Source organism: Psychrobacter pocilloporae (assembly GCF_029872915.1).
Lineage (GTDB): Bacteria > Pseudomonadota > Gammaproteobacteria > Pseudomonadales > Moraxellaceae > Psychrobacter > Psychrobacter pacificensis.
Genome location: NZ_PGFT01000001.1, coordinates 2,549,260 through 2,568,781 on the forward strand (window position 1 = coordinate 2,549,260; position 19,522 = coordinate 2,568,781).

Sequence of the window (19,522 nt, forward strand, 5' to 3'; positions counted from 1 at the left end):
GATAGTGCAGAGGGGCAGCTAACGGTTTTTGTAGAGTGAATGGATACTACCATTTTTTTCAGCAAACATATGGTTGGCACTGACGACTTGATTGCGTCCACGGTGCTTGGCTTCATAAAGAGCCTTATCTGCTGCGCTAATCAAACGTTGGCAGATGTCGCTAGGCAGTTTTTGCATGAATGCCATTTGGCTCTCAGCGCGCTGAGTGGCAATCGGCTTGATAAGAGGTGATGCATTTGATTGAGACTGGGCTTTTTTTGCTAAAATAGATTTATAGTTTTTGGCAATGCAAGCTCTTTCTTGATGGGTCAAGGTATACAGCCCAAAACTCGCTGTCACGCTAAAATCAAACACATCACCGACATTGATGATATGCTCAGCAATACTAAGCCGTAATTGCTCCGCAATCACCATTGCACTATCGTGCGACGTATCTGGTAGCACAACCAGAAACTCCTCACCACCGTAACGGCTAATGATGGTTTCATCTGATAACGACTGCAATAGCGTCTGCGATATTTCGATCAACACTTGATCCCCCACATCGTGGCCATAGTTATCGTTGATGCGTTTAAACCAATCCAAATCAAAGAGCATCACGCTCAAATCCTGATTGTCTTGTACCGTTGACAACGCATACTTCATTTTCTTCAGGCCGTAGCGACGGTTTTTTAGCTTCGTGAGCTCATCTTGATTGGCATACTGCAAGGTTTCTTGCCTACTATCATCTAAAACCAATAGCAAAGCACGAAATATATAAACGATAAAAATCGCTTTCGGGAATGCTAAATACAAGTGGGTTGAGCGCCAAAAAAAAGCTGATGAACGCTGTATCTCAGTGATACTATCCCAACTTAATACATTATTTTCAAACGCTGAAGCAGCAACGGCATTTTCAACCGCCATAATCTCGTTGTAAGTCAAATAATTATGAGTTTCTAGTAACGGGTGGATAACGGTCAACTGACGCAGATTGGGTAAAGTGATACCAAAATAAGGCGAGGTAATGGCCAATAACATAAGTATGATTTGTAGCCAAAACATGCGCCAAGCATAGCGGCGTTTGATGAGCATCATGCCAAGCATCGCACCGCCAACTAGCGATACTCCAGCAAACAAGCTGCTATAACCTATCACCACGATGACGGTAGCAATATAGAATGTATAAGTCAGTACTAGTGCGATTTGCCATCTGTCTAAAATATCCCGCCTACTTCCAGAGTGCGGCAAATATTTGACCATACATAAGAAAAATAAACCCATTACGCTGATTCCCAGCCATAGCGGGTACAGATAGTGCATATTGACATAGGCATGGAGCGCATCTTGTCGCCACCAAACGAACAGACACCACAGCCAATGCAAGGATACTTCCATGACAATAAATAACGCCATCAATGACGTTCTGTCAGCCGCTTGCCACTCAAAAATCATTTGAGAGAGCTTTTTGTATCCAAGATGAGAGACCGACACAGCCATAGATGGGCTACCGCAGAAAATATAAATGCACTGACTTTACAGGCATTGTGATCGAGTTAATCGAGTTAAAGGGCGTTATACCTTTTATAAACTTTTCTAGATATCCCTTTAAGTGTTACAAGTTCTGTCTGTATTATCAATCTGTTTTGTACATTTATTTATCAATCAGCAGTTTTTGAATATACAGTTTTGAGCGTCATGATATTCACATAAAAGACTCAGTCATCTTGGCGACGAAACACAAAAGTGACTAACCGCTAAAATGTCCATAAAACATGATAAAACCATCAGACTAAGCAGGCGTGTTAAACAACTCCCAAATACCGCGTTGATCTTCATTTAAGATAGGCACATCCCCTAAGCAGCGCCACGGCATATTGCTACCATGAAAGTCACTGCCAATCGAGGTGACAAGATTGTGCTCGGCAATACTACGATCAACCATTCTGCGCGTGCTGATTGGTTCACTTGTGGCTGGTAGCTCACAAGCGTCACCGCCAAGCTGAGCAAACTCCCCAATCAGCTTGCGCACTCGTGTGGCCGATAGCTGATAACGCGTGGGATGCGCGAGCACCGCTCGACCACCGCAAGCATGAATCAGCTCAATCCCATGCTGCATCGTCAACGCCTCGATCGCCACGTAAGCAGGCTTATTATCTGCCAAATATTTATCAAAGGCTTTTTGAACGGTTTTGACCTCGCCCCGCTCAAATAATACCTGCCCAATATGTGCGCGTCCAACCGCTTGTGGGTTGCCACCTGCCTTATCGAGTACGGCTTGCCACAACTCATCGAAATCTATATCCAGCAGCTCACTGAGCTTTTTGGTGATGCGCTGACCACGTGTGGCCCGACTGTCTTGTAGTTGCTGCAGAGTAGCATGCATCTTTTCGCGATCAGTAAAGTCCAGTCCCAGCACATGAATGATCTTATTGGTAGATTTGTTTTTGCCATAGCCACCGCTCAACGTATGCTCACAGCTGATTTCCACCCCATTGATCAGCTGTATATCATAAGCATTAGCGGCTTCTCTTGCCTCATCAATGCCTGCTAGCGTGTCGTGATCAGTCAATGCCAGTACATTGATGCCCGCTGCGTGCGCGCGCTTTACTACTTCAGTTGGTGCGTAAGTACCATCCGAACAGGTACTGTGACAATGTAAGTCATATTTCATAAGATAAACCTTAATATTTTAAAAAATAAGCGTATAAACAATTTAGTAGTAGATAGTCACTATTCATATTGGTTGCTATTGATTGCTATTATTAATGATAATGTCTGAGCCAACTCTCTGGATTTAGCGACTATTGCTGCTGTATTTGATGGTTATATTTGGTTAGCGCTATGGTCATTGCTCGCAATAAGACCGTATTACTCTGTAGGTGACGTATATCGCAGGATTATCGTGTTGATTGCTTTTTTTTGCGGCAGTAGACGTGTAAACTACCTCATACGTTTTTGTTGGACACAACCTTTGCTATGAAAGCATTATTAGACTTTATCCCTTTGATTGCCTTTTTTATCGCGGCGCGTTATAACGGTATTTTGGCAGCGGCAGGGGCTTTGCTCGTCGCTACTATCATTGTTTATGCCATTCACTTTATTCGCCAAAAAGGCAAGTTTGATAAGCAACAATGGGTCGTCTTACTATTAACCATTTTGTTTTGCGGTGGCACATTGCTGCTGCGTGATGATATCTATCTGCGCTGGAAATCGCCCATTATCAATGGTATTTTTGCGTTGACCTTGTTTGTCAGTGCCGCTATCAATAAGCCATTAATGCAGCTAGCAATGAAAGAAGTATTTACTTTAACACTTAGTGGTTGGAAAAAACTGACCGTTGCTTGGGCACTTTTCTTCGCCCTCATGGCTGTACTCCATTATATTACAGCATTCACCATGTCAGATGAAGCGTGGATTAACTTCAAGACTTATGGCTGGATTCCGATTATGCTGGTATTCGTCGTGGCTCAGTTTGCTGTACTCAAAAAGCATCTCAACCCTGCGCTGACGGACAAAACCACTAAATAACAGTTATGCGCTGATTGCAGCTACTGTCTTATAATTGATAAAACTGCTTTTAGAGCTCAAAGTAATCAGCCGTTAGCGTTATACGATGTATTTCAAATCAATCATTACGTTTTATTATCAACTAAGGAAGTTCCATGTCTTTATTTGTCATTATTGGTCATGATGTGGCTAATAGCAGCGCACAGCGTCTGATTACTCGCGCTGAACATATTGAGCGATTACAGGCGCTAAGTCGTGAAGATCGTCTGGTGATTGCAGGCCCAACGCCGATCGAACATGGCAAGAGCGATATGTCAGGCAGCTTAATCATTGCTGAGTTTGACTCTATCGAGGCGGCACAAGCGTGGGCAAACGATGAGCCTTATTTACGTGATGGCGTTTATAGCCACGTGGATATCAAGCCATTTATCCAAGCATTGCCTGCGCCCACTGATAAAGTAGCTGCATCGTGAGTCAGAAAGTCCTTTATTTGAATACTCGATTCTATAAAAGTAGCTTGGCTAGCCTGCTACTGATGGCAGCAGTATCAGTGCAAGCCGCGCCAACGGCACCCAACGCAGAGGCAGCGAATCCTACAGTAGCCTCTATAAATCAACCTGCTGTAGGCGATGCAGCAACAAGTTCAGCACTAGATATCAATGATACTCTGGCAGCACAGTTGCAACCGTCTACTAAAGCACTGTCCGAGGCCAATCAAGAACTACTCAGCCGTAATGCACAATTGCAACGCCAAGTAAATGACTTGCAGACTCAAGCAAACGTCTTAGTCTATGAGAGCAAAGGTCAGCTGTTTTTGTATGGTGCATTTACCGTTTTGATCAGTTTATTGGTGGGTATTTTTATCTCGTGGCTGGTGTTCGTTCGCCGTGATCGCTGGTAAGCGATGCGCTCTTTATAGATTTAGCCTTTTACCTGCTCTATTCTGCGACGTCTCATTGTATTTTTATGAACTTGATTCTGTCATCAACAACATTTTTATTATAGTAAATCATCCTACTAAGAAGTTTCCATGTCTATCGCTCATCACACAAACGCTGAACCATTAAACACTATCACACCTGCCAAGGTTGAGTGGCAAATGGATGATACTGGAAATATGGTGCCAGTATCTGGTGAGTTCGGCGATGTGTATTTTTCGCATGCGGATGGTCTGGCAGAAACACGTCATGTATTTTTAGCGCACAATCAGCTGCCTGATCGCTTGGCAGGCCTTGTACCACAGCAATGTTTTACGATTGCCGAATTGGGTTTTGGTACTGGGCTTAACTTGTTAGCGACTTGGCAGTTATGGCGACAGCTGCGCGATACCTACCCACAACTGGCAGATGCCCGCCTACATTTCATTACCACTGAAAAATTCCCAATACCGCTTGCAGATCTGACGCACATACTTGCCCTATGGGGTCAACGTGCTCCTGAGCTTGTAGCGTTGATTGAGCCACTTTTGGCTGCGTATCCGCCTCTTATCGCAGGCTGTCATCGTTTGGATTTTTCTTATGATAATCTGACGGTCGATATATGGCTTGGTGATGCAGCTCAGAGCCTTAGCAAACTGGCAATAGAGCGCTCTCAGCAGTCTGCGCCTCAGCCTCATATCGATGCGTGGTTTTTGGATGGCTTTGCGCCTTCTTGCAACAGTACCTTGTGGGCTGACAGTATTTTTGCACAGATGCAGCGCTTATCGCGTCCGCATACCACCGCCGCCACTTATAGCTGTGCAGGTATCGTCAAGCGCGGGCTCAAGGAACATGGCTTTGCCATCAAAAAGGTAAAAGGTTTTGGTCGAAAGCGAGAAATGCTCACCGCCATTATGACCGATACAGACCATATTGACGTTACTAGTGATAATAAAAGTTGTGATAACGAAAGCCACGATGCGGAGCAGATAACAACAGATAGCACCTTTAATCACACTGCCATCATTGGTGCAGGCGTTTCAGGGTTGCTAACGGCTTGGTCGCTTGCCAATCGCGGCATTGCGGTCACTTTATTAGACAAAACGGCGCCTCTGGCTGGCGCTTCAGGCAACCCTCGAGCATTGCTTGCCCCAAAAATGACGCCAATTCACCACGTTGATGAGCATTTGCATACCATCGGTTATCTTTATAGCAGCAGGCTATATCGAGACCTTAATCAGAAAGCCACACAGCTCAATACAGCGCCAGTACTAGAGCCGACTGGAGCGCTTGATTTACTGGTGAAAGCCAATATTGGCACCGAGCAAATCGCAGATTATCCTGATGAGATGGCAACCACCCTACCCCATGAGCAAGCACAGAATATTAGTGGAATAAAAGAGCAAGACTTATCAGAGAACTTATACTTACCACAGTCTGGTTTGGTCAATCCGCAAGCATTGAAAACTATTATATTGACACATCCGCTCATTCGCTTTCAGCAATTAGAAGTGAGTGAAATTAACGAAACTGAACAGCAAGTGTGTATTGAAGGCAGTGATCAAAATCAGGAGACTGTCTCTATTCTTGCTGATCATGTCGTTATTTGCGCCGCCTTTGAGAGTCATCAATTAGATGAGCGTATTTTTGATTGCCGTAAAATTCGTGGTCAACTGTCTTGGTTTCGTCCTAGCCTAGAGCAACTGATAAATTTGCCAAAAATCCCGCTTAAATATAGTGGTTACTGTGCGCCCTTTAACGCACAAGCAGGAGATGATAACCTAAACACTGTCACCGCTGGCAAGCCATATCTATTATTAGGCGCAAGTTTTATCCGCAATGATATAGGTACTGACATTCGAGATGAAGAACATCAGATTAACCGAGACAAGCTCGTTGCTGCCATTCCTGAGATGGCATCTATCGTGCCAGCCGATACTAGCCTGTGGCAAGGGCGCGCTGGCATTCGCACTCAGACACCTGATTATCATCCAATCGTTGGGCAACTAACCAACAGTCAGCGAATTTGGACGATGAGTGCAATGGGTGCAAAAGGTTATGCGTTGGCACCCATCTGCGCTGAAGCGTTAGCGGGTATGATGCTAGGGTCATTTGCGCCACTATCTAATGCAATGCTCGCACGTCTATCGCCCAATCGTACCCGTTTGCAAACACCGCTCACTTGATATCATTTAGGATGATATTCATGTACATCAAAACAACGCTTTCGACGATTCATATTATCTTGTGATATCTTTATTTAATGTTCATTCCGACAATGAGATAAGCATCATGAGCTATCATCAAACCACCATCACCCTACCTACTTATGCCCGTGGTATTCATGTCATCACGCCTATCATCGAGGAAGCCATTGCTCAGCTCATACCGTCCAGCGCCAAAGCGGGGCTGGTTCATTTGTTTTTGCAACACACGTCAGCCAGTCTCGCCATTAATGAAAATGCTGACCCAGATGTAAGATTGGACACAGAGGATTGGCTCAATAAAATCGCCCCATCCGATCAGCCAGAGTACCGCCATACTTTAGAAGGCTCCGATGATCTACCAGCGCATCTCAAAAGCATGATGCTTGGGGTAAGTTTGACCATTCCTCTGATAGATGGTGTCTTGGGTCTAGGTATGTGGCAAGGGGTTTACTTATGTGAGCATAGAGACGTGACTGGATATAGCGGACAACGCAAGCTGGTTATTACGGTCAATACGTAATAATATAGAGTCAACCTGCCACATTGATATAGCGCGCTATTAACGGATAAACCTGATTATGACCACTTTTGTCTTAAAATTACCAAGCTCAACAAACGCTAAGGTTCACTGTCTCAAAGCTTCTGCTCTTTTTTTGAGTGTGTTTTTGCTGACTGCCTGTCAAGAAACGCCAGAACCTGAAGCACCTACCGAAACACCAACACAGACAACGCCTGTCACCACAAATATCAATGTCAATGAAGCGGCGGATGACAGTATAGAGAATGCTCAGAACCCATCACAGACTGAAGCTAATTCAGAGCGCGATGTGAGCTTGACTGAACTAGAGCAAGACCTTGGAGGCACTGTCGCTGCACCAAGTAATACTGCTACATCGCCCAATCCAGAACAGGCCATCAAAGGCGCACAAATCACTGATGTCCGTTACAAAAGTGAAGCAGGCGACACCTTATCGGTCGTTTTTGAAACGTCAGCTGCAGGGTTGCTCAATGCCATCGTCACTCGACCCAACCAGCCAAAAATGACACTCAGCGCACCAGAAGGTCAAGGCAACAACCCCACTTATCGCTCAGCTGACGGTAACGTCCAACTGGTGAGTCATGCAGGTGGCGGCACCATTGATCTTATCCAAAACAATACCGTCACTAGCTTTGATGCAGTCAGTGCTGAAGCAGAAGTCGTCACTGAATAAGTGCTAATTGCATCCTTTTTGAAAGTCTTATCTTAAATAATTAAAAAGCGGCAAACGTTACTATCGTTGCCGCCTTTTTTCACTAATACTGAATGCTCTCCGCTTACTTGCATTCACTCAAATTTCTAATATATAACTTTATTTATCCAAACCCAGTCGATTGACCAAAAAGTCCGACCAACCAGCTTATCGCCGTCCATATCCCCCAACCAACAAATACAATCACGATGAGTCCCAATATGTCAGGGATATGCAAGTACAGCCACGCTACTATAGAATTGCGCCAAAATGCACCAAAGCGGCCTTGCTGCTTGTCTTCTAATGACTGATGTAAAAAAGGCCGATCCATATGCATGGTTTCAGTGATGCCGTACTCCTGATGCAAATGCTCGTGTACGATACCCAATGTCTTGCGGCTAGGGCGAATAAAAATATCTAGCAATGTCCCAATGCCGGGCACAATACCGACCACCATATCAATCAGCGCCAGTCTGACCGCAGGTGTCATTTTATCGGCAGGAACACCCAGCTGACGACCCAGTATAAAAGCATAGCTGGTCAGTATCAGTCCTGCGACATCCCCTGCGAGAGGAATGGTAGAGAGCGCCGCATCCGCACCTATGCCTTGCTTGGTAAAAGGCACGCGGACAAGAGAATCCATTGTATTAGCAAACTTTGCCAGTTTACGCTCGGTGGCAATGACTTGCTCGCGTGTCAGTCCCTGCTCAGCAAGTTTTGCCTGATAATCGACGACTGAGCCATTTGTATTAGAGGATTTCTTTGCTTTAAATCTCGACAACTTCTTAAATTTATCCATTTAGAGTCGTCCATATACAAGCAATTGCAACGAGGGCAAAAACATAGCGTCCTACCCAGATATTGGCTAAGAATGCCTGAAAGCAAGCCTGCGCATTGCGACTGGCACAAGCGCTGTTTTGTTTGGCAAACATCATCGCCACCAATGCCAATCCGAATACGGGTGTCACGCCTAGCGTTGTTGGGGCAAAGTAATGCCACATAGCCGCGCCCATCATCAGCAAAAATAGCATTTGCAGGATTGAGATAATAATCACATCATAGCGGCCAAATAATATCGCCGTTGATTTGACCCCAATCTTGAGATCATCCTCGCGGTCAGCCATTGCGTACTGCGTGTCATAGGCCACCGTCCAGCACATATAAGCAAAGAATAATAGCCAGCACCAAATATCGGGAGCGCCCTGCACCGCCACATAAGACATCGGTATGGCCCAGCCAAACGCCGCTGCCAAAAATACTTGTGGCAGATGGGTATAGCGTTTCATAAAGGGATAAATAAAGGCCAATACAACAGCACCCAGCGACCAATAAAAAACGGCAACGGGTAAGAAAAACAGCAAACTGGCACTGAGTAATACCAGTACCAAAAATGCAGCAATGGCTTCTTTGCCAGATAGACGTCCATCTGCTAATGGACGACCTTTGGTGCGAGTCACATGACCATCTACTTTACGATCCGCAAAATCATTAATCGCACAACCAGCGGCGCGCATAAATATTGCACCGAGGGCAAATATTACAAATATCTTGAGCGTTGGCAGACCTGCTGTAACTCCTTGCTGCTGGGCTTGGCCCATGGCAGCTAACAGTACGCCCCATAATGTCGGCCATAGTAGCAGCTCAATACCCACTGGTTTATCAAAACGCGTGAGCTGGATATAGGCTTGTAGTTTGTCTTTGAATGTCATGGCTTCTTATTATCGTCAATAAAGAGTGTTATATGCTTTTTTGCTAGGGCGTGTCGCTATTTTAAAAATAGTGATAAACGTTTGAATTAGGGACACGCCCTAATCGTTAGATTTGTTTCCATAAGTTATTCGCCTCAATTAGAGACAATTCAGGATACTGTTTACGTAACGCTTTAATCGCAGGGATTTTATCTTTATGTGCTGCTTGTTCGCAAAAATGCCAATTGCTCTTGTGGACTGCTCAATTCCTTTAAACGTGCTTCAAGCCGAAGAATCTGAGTGCGCAGCATGATATTGACCAACAATAACAATAAGCCTGCACCCATGACCCAAATGATTAGCGCTGACATTTCCTGCTCCTGAATACATGTATTCTAAATACTCAAGCTAATGAATGACGTATGTTTATGCTGATACACTTATTTATCACAAACAGTGGCTATGAAATAATCCTCGAAAAACCGATGTCAGGCAAAATACCCATCAAAGCGCACGGCTTCATTATGCCAGCTTTCACTAACCGGCTCATCGGCAAGTAATGGCGCAAATTGTGGCCGCTTGACGATCACGCGACCTTGTCCTTGCGCGCTTCGACTCACAATTGCCTTAGCACTATTTAGCAGTCGGCGCTCTTCCTCTAGCGTTGGTGGACGCGCCAATTGATGCAGCGCTTGCATGTGCTTGCCGACTTTGGCACCTTTACCTGTCTTACTGTCTTGGTAGCTATCCTCTGGAAACATGGGATCTAAATACACCACATCGACTGCATTGCCATCATTCGATATATCGTCAGCTTTTAGGCTCGCAAAATAACTCAGTGCATCAGTATTGATAATATGTAGACGGCTCATGAGCTTTTGCCAATTAGGCTGCGCGCTCATACGCTCTTGTTCTACAAGTAACAGCAACGCCATTAGCGGCTGCTGCTCAAGCATAATGACTTGTGCGCCAGTACTGGCCAATATCAAACTATCATGGCCAAAGCCGGCCGTGGCATCGATAACATGGCTATCTGCGGTAATCTTTGCTGCTTGCAGTAATAGCTCCGACTTACGACCAGCACTCACCACGCGGCGTTGCAATTTATCCCACTCTGGTGACACGCTCAGTCCATCACTAAGCCACGATAGCTTATCTTTTTTATCAAGCAGCAAAATAAGTTGAGAGGATGTTTGGCTCAGTTGCTGGCGACGTTTTTGTGTTAATTTCTCCGTGGAGAGCTCAGTCTTTAGGACGATTGGTAATTTGTGCTCAGCTATCAATGCCTGTAAGCGCTCAATCTGAGCTTGTTGGTTGTCATTCACATAGAACAATTGGCACTGTACAAGGTCACCTGACTTATTATCTGTGTGATGCAGCGCTGTCATAACCATCATCCTTTTTACTTATAACTGCTTACTTTTTACCTATAGCATTACAAGCCATCGTACAAATCTAGCCCGCCATTTGGTAACCAAAGCCCCAAGCCGCGACCAACACGATAACACCCGTGATAATGCGTAACCAAGCAAAAATAGTAAAGTCACGGCGACTCACCCATGCTACAAGCAAGCGAATACAGAGTAGCGCCACGACAAACGACACGATGGTTCCAACACCTAATACCAACCAGTCTTCACTACTACTCAGTATCTCCCTATGCTTAATCAAATCCAATAAGGCGGCGCCAACAATAACAGGAATACCCAAAAAGAAAGAAAACTCAGCGGAGGCTTTACGCGAGACTCCAAGCCATAGCGACCCAATGATCGTCGATCCTGAGCGTGACGTGCCTGGTATCAGAGCCAGACACTGAAATAGGCCAATCATTAAGGCCGTTTTTATACTGACATCTTCTGCTTCTTTTGCAATGATGGTTTTAGGGCGCTTTTCCACATAGAATATGAGCAGACCACCGATGATGAGCATAATGGCAACGACAATAGGATTAAACAAATAAGCTTTGATTTCATCAGCAAAGGTAAAGCCAACAATCATCACAGGAATGGTCGCGACAATGAGACTGAGTCCCAGTTGCCTAGGATTGGTCATGCCTTCTGCTTTACCTGTTATGAGACCCATCAATGCTTGCCACAGTCTGCCCCAATAGTCATATATCACTGCCAAGATAGCACCAAGCTGTACCACGACCACAAACAAATCGACTTTTTCTTTGGTCCAAAATCCCATCACATCGGCTGATAAAATCAAATACCCCGTGCTGGAGATGGGCAAAAACTCTGTGATACCTTCCACGATACCCATGATGACAGCTTGAACGAATAACAGTATATCCACAATGACTTTCCTAAAAACAGGCCGATTGGCTGTCCTATGTTGACGTTGGTTTTATATTGATTAATGCTTAAAAAATACTCAAAAGCTACGCTTTGCCTTGCTCTTTAAGTGTTTTCCAAGCTTGGTTACGTAGATATTTTGGTAGCGCTTGCGCCGCCTCCGTACCACCATCGTTTGCAAACTGAGCAACACCAAGCTGCCCGATGATAACAGCGTCTGGCCAGACGTCTTCATGGCACACTTGCTGATCATGCAATGCTAATAGCATCGCGCCATTCCCCGCGATAGGGAGATTCAGTGCTGTTTGGCTATCATAATCTAATAGCTGCTCAGTGCTATCACTGCCATAAGCCCGTACTGGCTGCATGATGCTATAACCTAACTCGTCGTCAACTACCAACTCATACTGTCCGAAATAGACTTGCTGCATACGAGCATCAAGGGCGCTGTATAGGTGTGTCAGCCCGTACTGCTGATACGCAGATTGTGCAATCGCTTGTAGGCTAGAGACACCAACACAAGGCAAGTCATGCGCGACAGACAACGCTTGCACCACTGCCGTGTTGATACGAATACCGCTAAACGCACCCGGCCCGCGATTAAATATTAAAGCCTGTATATCAGCAAGACGTAGCTGCGCCTCAGATAGTGCAGCATCAATCATCGGTAAGATCTGCTGAGTTTGCTGACGCTTGCCTGTTTCGGTATGGTTCGACAGTACCTGTCCGCTCGAATCTAAAATCGCGATCGAACACTGATCGAACACGGTATCCATTGCTAAAAACATCACAACCTCGGCTTTTACTTTTGGCGTTCTAAATGGGTTTGTCAGATCTTAATAATTTTTAATAGTTATTTATTATTTATGTACTATCAAAATTTAGACAGAATGAAACAGCGCCTATCATAGCATTTAGGCTAAATGAATTTTATCAATTTCTACGCTTTTCCACACTTTATTCATCTGTACTTATTCATAGCTAACCATAAAAAACCCTAAAGCTTAGGTAGCTTTAGGGTATATATAAAATACTTCCAGTATGCATCACGATGGCTTAGAAGCGTGTTTTAAACTTCTTTGGCGCTTGGTTTTGCATTTCTTGCATTTGCTTTTGCATCTCTTCGGTGCTTGGCATATTGTTCGGATCCAGTCCCATTTGCTTGGCCATTTGTTCTGGATTCACGTTTTTAGTGCCTTGCTGACCGCCGCCAAACAATGGGCCACCACCGCCTGCGCTACCACCACCCATGAGGCCTTGCATAGACTTCATCATTTTACTGATGCCTTCAGGCTTTGAGATCATTTTCATCATTTTTGCCATTTGCTTGTGCTGCTTGAGCAAACGGTTAACATCTTGAATCTCACGGCCTGAGCCTGCAGCGATACGGCGCTTACGACTTGGATTAATCTTATCAGGGTTTTTGCGCTCAAACGGCGTCATTGAATTAATCAACGCCTCCATCTCACGTACTTTTTCTTCTGGCTTGGCATCTTCGACGGCTTTTTGCATGTCTGAGCCGCTCATACCTGGCATCTTATCTAAGAAACCTGCCATACCACCCATGCTCTTCATCTGCTGGAACTGGGTTAATAGATCCTCAAGGTCGAAATCACCGCCTTTTTGCATCTTTTTCGCCATTTTTTCGGCTTTATCACGGTCGATTTTCTGCTCAACCTCTTCGACCAAACTCAGTACGTCGCCCATACCAAGGATACGCTGGGCAATACGCTCAGGGTGGAATAGCTCTAACTCGCCTAGTTTCTCACCGCGGCCCAAGAACTTAATTGGCTTGCCGGTGATAGCACGTACAGACAGCGCCGCACCGCCTCGTGCATCGCCGTCAGTCTTAGTTAAGATAACACCCGTCAATGGCAACGCATCATTAAAAGCTTTTGCGGTATTGGCGGCATCTTGACCCGTCATTGCATCGACGACGAATAGTGTCTCAGATGGGTTAACCGCCGCCGTTAGCGCCTTAATCTCATCCATCATGGTATCGTCGATATGTAGACGACCTGCCGTATCAATGATAAGGATATCTTGATACTGGATTTTGGCCTCTTCAATCGCACGCTTTGCGATATCGATTGGATTTTCATCCGTGCTTGAGTTGACAAACTTGGCATTTACCTGACCGGCAACTTGCTCAAGCTGTTTGATCGCCGCTGGACGGTAAACGTCGGCCGATACCAGCATGACTTTTTTCTTTTGACGCTCTTGTAGATATTTGGCCAATTTACCAGCTGTGGTCGTTTTACCCGCACCTTGCAAACCTGCTAGCAAATAAACCACAGGCGGTTTGCCTGTCATCTCTAACTGCTGATTGGCACTGCCCATCATTTCGGTCAGCTCGTCGTGTACGATTTTGACAAAGGCTTGACCTGGCGCTAGCTCTTTTAGCACTTCAGCACCAAGCGCTTGCTCTTTGACGCGTTTGACGAAATCACGAGTGACAGGCAGTGCTACGTCAGCTTCTAACAATGCCATACGTACTTCACGCAGGGTGTCTTTGATATTGTCTTCAGTCAGTTGTCCAGATCCTACGATATTACGTAGGCTGGACGATAAGCGTTCTGTTAAGGTATCAAACATAAATAACTCTCAATTAAAATGGTTTTCAATTAAATAATACGCAATTAAAATAACTTTCAATAAAATGGTGGCGAATCAAACGATTCAAATGGTTCATCAATACTATTAGGATGGACTATCAAATACTGGGACATTCTCTTATAAAAAATCATATTATCAATACTATAGCATCAACACGACTCAAAACTTATAGTGGTTTTGCAAAACTTGGCTCTGATATTTATAAGTGACTTACGATATATTTTGCGGATTGCTGCTTTGTCAATCATATTTATAAGCAATAAGTAAGATGATGCTCAACTGGCACCCATTTTATGATAAATTGGACGATTATTCTAATCATTCTGATAATACCACTTTAGCGACACATTGAGCGGCAGTTTATGCTCAGTATAAGATGAGGCTTTTTATCTGTGCACCTTGCATTCTTACTTGCTAGCATGGCTTATGTCTTAGTCAGCCTCCATATTGGTTGGGCGCTGATTCAGGACAAACCTATTCATAAAGGCGTCAGTTTGGGGCTTTTATTGGTAGGGATGGCCGCACATGCGACCTTACTTTATCCATATGTAGTGACGCTTTATGGTCTGAATTTCAATTTGTTCAATATCATTAGCCTGACCAGTTTATTCTTCTTATTCTTTTACCTGCTGTTTTGTTTGTACCGCCCTATTCTGAGCCTTGGTATTTTGGCTGCGCCTACTGCACTAATAGGTATGACCGTCGGCTATATTGGCCGCGCACCCTATCAACCGCTTACTGAAGTCAGTGTCGGTCTTGAAGCTCATATCCTATTATCGTTAGCGGCCTATTGTGTGCTGTTAATGGCGGCAGTACAAGCGCTATTTTTGCGTCTACAAATTCGCGAGCTCAAGCATCATACCATTCACCGATTTTGGGTCAATAAATTACCCTCATTACAAAGTATGGAGAGTCTATTATTCGATATGCTCTTGGTAGGCTTTGTATTACTCAGTATCGCACTGGGGATTGGGTTTATCTATGTCGAAGATTTGATGGCACAGCATATCGTGCACAAAACAGTATTTAGTCTGCTCTCGTGGTTATTATTTGGTACGTTGCTGCTTGGCAATTGGCGCGCAGGATGGCGAGGCAAACGTGCGGCGAATATCACTATTTATGCCTTTATTCTGTTAGCGATTGGCTTTGTGGGTAGTAAGTTTGTTTTGGAAATGCTGATATAAAATATCACATTATAAAAAAGGCGATCAGTAACTGTTGCTACTGACCGCCTTTCTTACTCAATTTTCTACTGATTTTTTAGTTAAAAACTACGGTCTTGTTGCCTGCTACAATCACACGGTTTTGCACATGCCAATTGACAGCACGTGCCAATACATTACGCTCGATATCACGGCCAATAGCGCGCAACTCTGTTACCCCTTGGCGATGGGTCACACGGTGTACGTCTTGCTCAATAATAGGCCCTTGATCCAGCTCAGCAGTCACATAGTGCGCTGTTGCGCCAATCAGCTTGACGCCTTTATCATAAGCCTGACGATAAGGATCTGCACCCACAAACGCAGGCAAGAACGAATGATGGATATTAATCACTTGCATCGGCCAACGCTTCACGAAATCAGCTGACAATATCTGCATATAACGCGCCAACACTAGTAAGTCATTACCTGCCATCAGCTTATGGATTTGCTCCTCCGCTTCTACCTTATTCTCTTTGGTCACGGGCACATGGTGAAAGGTAATGCCAAAGTTTTCGACCGCTTGTTGTAAATCAGGATGGTTACTCACCACGCAAGTAATCTCGCAATCCAGCAAGCCACGCTGGTGTCGCCATAATAAGTCCAATAATGCGTGATCAAACTTTGACACCAAAATACCCACTTTGGTCTTGGTAGCATTGTTATGCAGACGCCAGTCCATGTTATGGCGTTTAGCCACAGTATGTGCAAAGCTGGCTTCAAAGTTCTCAATGATATCGCTCAAGCCTGCCAACGCAAATTCCAAACGCATAAAATATTGACCACCTTCATGAGCTGTTGAATACTGATCTAAGGTGATGATATTCGCGCCATAGCGATGAATAAATTCAGAGACTGCCTGTACGATACCCGCCTGATCTTTGCATTTGATGAGCAATGTCGCTGTATCAGTAAAGCTAGGAATCTGTTTGCTCTGAGAAGCGATGTTTGTTGTACGTGATGATGAAGCCGTTTTGGTGTTGTCTGACATAATACGCCCAATATAAGAAGTGATGACTGTTCGCTGAAAAATTGCTGGCAGCGGAGTAAACCGGTTATTTTAATCTTTTTTGCGATGCTTTGCTGAGCGAGTTGGTTGTTTTTGGTTATTTAGGATAATTTAGTTATTTGAGAATATAACGTAAAAACCCCCAACATAGGGTTGGGGGTTCTATACTTTTAGCTTAATTGACTTTATATAAATCTAATCAGTTTTGTAGAACTGTTTGCAGCTGGAGATGGCGTTACCACTGTTAGTTTAAGTTGATCGTTAGGGCGGCAACCACTGTAGCTAAATGTGTAGCTGACCGCACCATCTGTTACCTTGCCAAAAGTACCATTTCCTACTGGTACACCAGCTCCTAAGTTAACAACATCAGGTACAGTCAAACTACCAGAAACGAGTTCAGCTTCGCATGTTGAACTTGTATCTGCTACTGTCAATGAAGAGTCTGCTGGTAAATTACCACTAGAGGCCGAACCTGTACCGTTTGTACCGATAGATACATTAAACGAAGATGAACCTGCTGTAACAATAGCAACCGTATTTGGCTCAGCATTTGATACTTGAATTCTGCCATCCGCCAAAACGGCTGTAGGAGAGTAACTGGTCTTATCTTCAGCTGCGATGCTAATATTCGTTCCAGATGGCATGCTAACCGTTTGAGCGCCGTTACCGTACATTTTGAAGTCTACTTCAACAGGAGAGTCCAAATCAGTTAATGGGTTTGCTGGCAAAGTTCTTCCCAAACTTGGATATAGAGGACTGTTTGATGCCAAACCTAATACAACCTGATAACGTAAGATAGCATCTAATTTGTCATCACATGTTCCGTCAATATTAGGATAACTGAATGATGAGCTACCGCATTGTAGATTAGAAGCATTTCGGCGATAGATAAATTCACCTAGATTATCATCATACTGGTTATTTTCATTATCATCTCGGAAGAAGTCACCGATATTACGGGTTAGTATATCTCCAGCACTAAACTGGTTATCCCCATCTCTATCTATATAGCTTTTGTCTCCTTCTACATACGCCATAACAGAGATACGATCATCTACAGGACGTGGATTTTGCGTACTAAATTCCACGCTACATTGACCATTAGCAGTTGCACAACTTGGAATAATTCGACCACCTTCGCTAATAAAACTTACGACTGTACCATCAGGTACAGGGTTACCTACTCTATCCACTAGTCTTGCTGTCACAGTAGCAATATCACCATCAACGCCAGCAGCTAATACGTTTTTACTTAGTGAAATACTAAAGCCATTTTGTGTGGCACGTCCGGTCGCTACAGAAACATTTTTAGATAAAGCAAAGACACTACTGTTCGATACTAAAGCGGCCTTTATCTCTACTGGGCCAGGTAAGGCTCCAGGATATAAATTGACTACGACCCTACCTTGAGAATCACTCGTAACTGTCTCAGGGGCTCGATTGCCCAGACTCACGAAACTAAAGTCAGTAGGAGCGAACACCTTACTTATCTGAACTCTTTGGTTAGCGGCAGGTCTACCATTTGAATACACAGTAAATTCTATACTTCCTGAGCGTGACGAACCGCTATTATTGGCACCTAGCTGTACATCATCTGTAGTGGTATATACTATTGAGCTGGCTTCCACACCTTCAATATTAACGGTTACCGTTTGGCTGTTAGAAGGATTACTTACAGGTGCAACTGTAATGGTTTGCTCACCTTCACATAAGTTGCCATTATCATCTATTGCTTGATAAGTTGCAGACACATCACCTTGGTTGCTTGAAACCATACTATTATTGTCAAAAGTGCCACAGCTCGTATCGAACGTAACTGAAATATTGTTTTGATTGGTATTACTAATGACATCTCTTGTCTTCAACGTAATATTTGTACTACCACCTGATTCTAGACTGCTAGAAGATAGAGCAACATTTGTTAATACAACCTCTAAGGTTTGCAAAGAGAAATTATAACCTGGGGTAGTTGCGGTTAGATCCTCATAACTGGCAGTTGCTCTGAGTTGGTAACTACCTGTCGTACTATTATCTAACGGTTTGACAGATATGTTCGCTTCACCGTCCTCATTAGTTAGTATGGCCGCATTACTAGTGCCGAAGATTACATTTTCACCTTCAAAGGTTACCAACGCATTGCTAACTGGTGCACCATCGTTATCGGTTACCACGACTTTTGCATTGGCTCCTGTAGATGTTATAGTACGGGTAATATTGCCATTAGTATCTGTCAGCGCGATAGGTGTGACATTTAGCTCACCCACTTCTTGGCCTCCATTATCAGACCCATTACCCGTACCGGGCTGTTGCGTACCCAAATCAGGCGCCGGTGCAACCGTATCCGTGCCCCCACCACCACAACCCGCTAAGGCCAATGATAAGGTTAGCGCTGTCAGTTGAAACAATTTAGAAGTAGGTAGCAAATGATGTGACATGTTTTGACTCCGCATGAGCAGTAATTTATTCGAGCAAAAAGGCAGAAAACCATTACACAGAATTAAATAAGATTGGTAATGATACTTAGATTTACAGTGATACCGATGTATTAACAGATTGTATTAAATATATAACAGCAACTTTACTGACTTTTGTTATAACTTACAACCAAAAATTAATCTTTACTATTAAACAATCAACAACATAGCACGCTCATTTCAGGGTATAATATCTCTCTTTAAACCAACAACTATCATAAAAATATTTGAGTATTTGTCTGTTTTATGGTATAAATGTCGGCTTTAAAATTTTCTGAATTGGTCAGCCTGTTATTTGCCTTTAGATAACAGCAAAACCAGCTCAACCTTCATATAGTTTTGTTTGGTGCAAAGCTGCCGCTTGCTGTGTCCATGCCGCATAAACGTGCAACTTGCC

Annotated in this window: 18 protein-coding genes; 7 read left to right on the top strand and 11 right to left on the bottom strand. The window is 44.1% G+C overall.

What is annotated here, in order from left to right:
• Nucleotides 1-18: 18 nt before the first annotated feature.
• The gene (locus CUR83_RS10850; protein ID WP_093071220.1) at nucleotides 19-1,479 is read right to left on the bottom strand and encodes a GGDEF domain-containing protein; all 1,461 of its coding nucleotides are present in this window, start codon (nucleotides 1,477-1,479) and stop codon (nucleotides 19-21) included.
• Nucleotides 1,480-1,771: 292 nt separating this feature from the next.
• On the bottom strand, nucleotides 1,772-2,653 hold the full coding sequence (locus CUR83_RS10855; protein ID WP_093071221.1) for a PHP domain-containing protein: 882 nt from the start codon (nucleotides 2,651-2,653) through the stop codon (nucleotides 1,772-1,774).
• 305 nt (nucleotides 2,654-2,958) lie between these two features.
• Between CUR83_RS10855 and ispZ the strand changes: the two genes are divergently transcribed.
• The 6 genes from ispZ (at nucleotide 2,959) to CUR83_RS10885 (ending at nucleotide 7,824) form a co-directional block, all read left to right on the top strand.
• Nucleotides 2,959-3,510, top strand: a complete 552-nt coding sequence (gene ispZ, locus CUR83_RS10860) for a septation protein IspZ (protein WP_071003109.1) — start codon at nucleotides 2,959-2,961, stop codon at nucleotides 3,508-3,510.
• A gap of 134 nt (nucleotides 3,511-3,644) precedes the next feature.
• Nucleotides 3,645-3,962 carry a YciI family protein gene (locus CUR83_RS10865; protein ID WP_071003108.1) on the top strand — a complete coding sequence of 106 codons (318 nt, stop codon included), beginning with the start codon at nucleotides 3,645-3,647 and terminating at the stop codon, nucleotides 3,960-3,962.
• The gene (locus CUR83_RS10870; RefSeq protein WP_071003106.1) at nucleotides 3,959-4,390 is read left to right on the top strand and encodes an SH3 domain-containing protein; all 432 of its coding nucleotides are present in this window, start codon (nucleotides 3,959-3,961) and stop codon (nucleotides 4,388-4,390) included. The genes CUR83_RS10865 and CUR83_RS10870 overlap by 4 nt, the downstream gene beginning before the upstream one ends.
• Nucleotides 4,391-4,519: 129 nt before the next feature.
• Nucleotides 4,520-6,592 carry an FAD-dependent 5-carboxymethylaminomethyl-2-thiouridine(34) oxidoreductase MnmC1 gene (mnmC1, locus tag CUR83_RS10875; RefSeq protein WP_212564238.1) on the top strand — a complete coding sequence of 691 codons (2,073 nt, stop codon included), beginning with the start codon at nucleotides 4,520-4,522 and terminating at the stop codon, nucleotides 6,590-6,592.
• A gap of 106 nt (nucleotides 6,593-6,698) precedes the next feature.
• Nucleotides 6,699-7,133 carry a secondary thiamine-phosphate synthase enzyme YjbQ gene (locus CUR83_RS10880; protein WP_212564237.1) on the top strand — a complete coding sequence of 145 codons (435 nt, stop codon included), beginning with the start codon at nucleotides 6,699-6,701 and terminating at the stop codon, nucleotides 7,131-7,133.
• Nucleotides 7,134-7,191: 58 nt separating this feature from the next.
• Nucleotides 7,192-7,824: a hypothetical protein gene (locus CUR83_RS10885; protein ID WP_284719643.1), complete on the top strand. Its 633-nt coding sequence runs from the start codon at nucleotides 7,192-7,194 to the stop codon at nucleotides 7,822-7,824.
• 142 nt (nucleotides 7,825-7,966) lie between these two features.
• On the opposite strand, the gene CUR83_RS10890 is transcribed toward CUR83_RS10885, so the two are convergent.
• From CUR83_RS10890 to ffh, 7 genes are all read right to left on the bottom strand, one after another.
• Complete coding sequence (locus tag CUR83_RS10890) at nucleotides 7,967-8,641, bottom strand: DUF4112 domain-containing protein (protein WP_212564236.1); 675 nt, start codon at nucleotides 8,639-8,641, stop codon at nucleotides 7,967-7,969.
• On the bottom strand, nucleotides 8,634-9,551 hold the full coding sequence (ubiA, locus tag CUR83_RS10895; RefSeq protein ID WP_284719644.1) for a 4-hydroxybenzoate octaprenyltransferase: 918 nt from the start codon (nucleotides 9,549-9,551) through the stop codon (nucleotides 8,634-8,636). Before ubiA ends, CUR83_RS10890 begins: the two co-directional genes overlap by 8 nt.
• Before the next feature lie 194 nt (nucleotides 9,552-9,745).
• Nucleotides 9,746-9,901 carry a hypothetical protein gene (locus CUR83_RS10900; RefSeq protein WP_284719645.1) on the bottom strand — a complete coding sequence of 52 codons (156 nt, stop codon included), beginning with the start codon at nucleotides 9,899-9,901 and terminating at the stop codon, nucleotides 9,746-9,748.
• Nucleotides 9,902-10,018: 117 nt separating this feature from the next.
• A complete protein-coding gene (locus CUR83_RS10905) occupies nucleotides 10,019-10,918 on the bottom strand; it encodes a class I SAM-dependent methyltransferase (RefSeq protein WP_284719646.1) in 900 nt (299 codons plus the stop codon).
• Between the two features lie 67 nt (nucleotides 10,919-10,985).
• Entirely contained in the window at nucleotides 10,986-11,828 is an 843-nt protein-coding gene (locus tag CUR83_RS10910) for an undecaprenyl-diphosphate phosphatase (RefSeq protein WP_277077111.1), read from the bottom strand.
• Between the two features lie 85 nt (nucleotides 11,829-11,913).
• Nucleotides 11,914-12,615 (bottom strand): tRNA (adenosine(37)-N6)-threonylcarbamoyltransferase complex dimerization subunit type 1 TsaB, encoded by a 702-nt coding sequence (gene tsaB / locus CUR83_RS10915; RefSeq protein ID WP_284719844.1) that lies wholly within the window; start codon nucleotides 12,613-12,615, stop codon nucleotides 11,914-11,916.
• A 268-nt stretch (nucleotides 12,616-12,883) separates the two neighbouring features.
• Nucleotides 12,884-14,422 carry a signal recognition particle protein gene (gene ffh / locus CUR83_RS10920; protein WP_284719647.1) on the bottom strand — a complete coding sequence of 513 codons (1,539 nt, stop codon included), beginning with the start codon at nucleotides 14,420-14,422 and terminating at the stop codon, nucleotides 12,884-12,886.
• A gap of 413 nt (nucleotides 14,423-14,835) precedes the next feature.
• Here ffh and CUR83_RS10925 point away from each other — a divergent pair, with 413 nt between their 5' ends.
• Nucleotides 14,836-15,627: a cytochrome C assembly family protein gene (locus CUR83_RS10925; protein WP_284719648.1), complete on the top strand. Its 792-nt coding sequence runs from the start codon at nucleotides 14,836-14,838 to the stop codon at nucleotides 15,625-15,627.
• Between the two features lie 76 nt (nucleotides 15,628-15,703).
• Here the strand turns inward: CUR83_RS10925 and purU are convergent, their stop codons facing one another.
• Together purU and CUR83_RS10935 are read right to left on the bottom strand one after the other, a co-directional pair.
• Nucleotides 15,704-16,633, bottom strand: a complete 930-nt coding sequence (gene purU / locus CUR83_RS10930; protein ID WP_083328935.1) for a formyltetrahydrofolate deformylase — start codon at nucleotides 16,631-16,633, stop codon at nucleotides 15,704-15,706.
• A gap of 203 nt (nucleotides 16,634-16,836) precedes the next feature.
• Nucleotides 16,837-19,086: a hypothetical protein gene (locus CUR83_RS10935; protein WP_212564231.1), complete on the bottom strand. Its 2,250-nt coding sequence runs from the start codon at nucleotides 19,084-19,086 to the stop codon at nucleotides 16,837-16,839.
• Nucleotides 19,087-19,522: the final 436 nt, after the last annotated feature.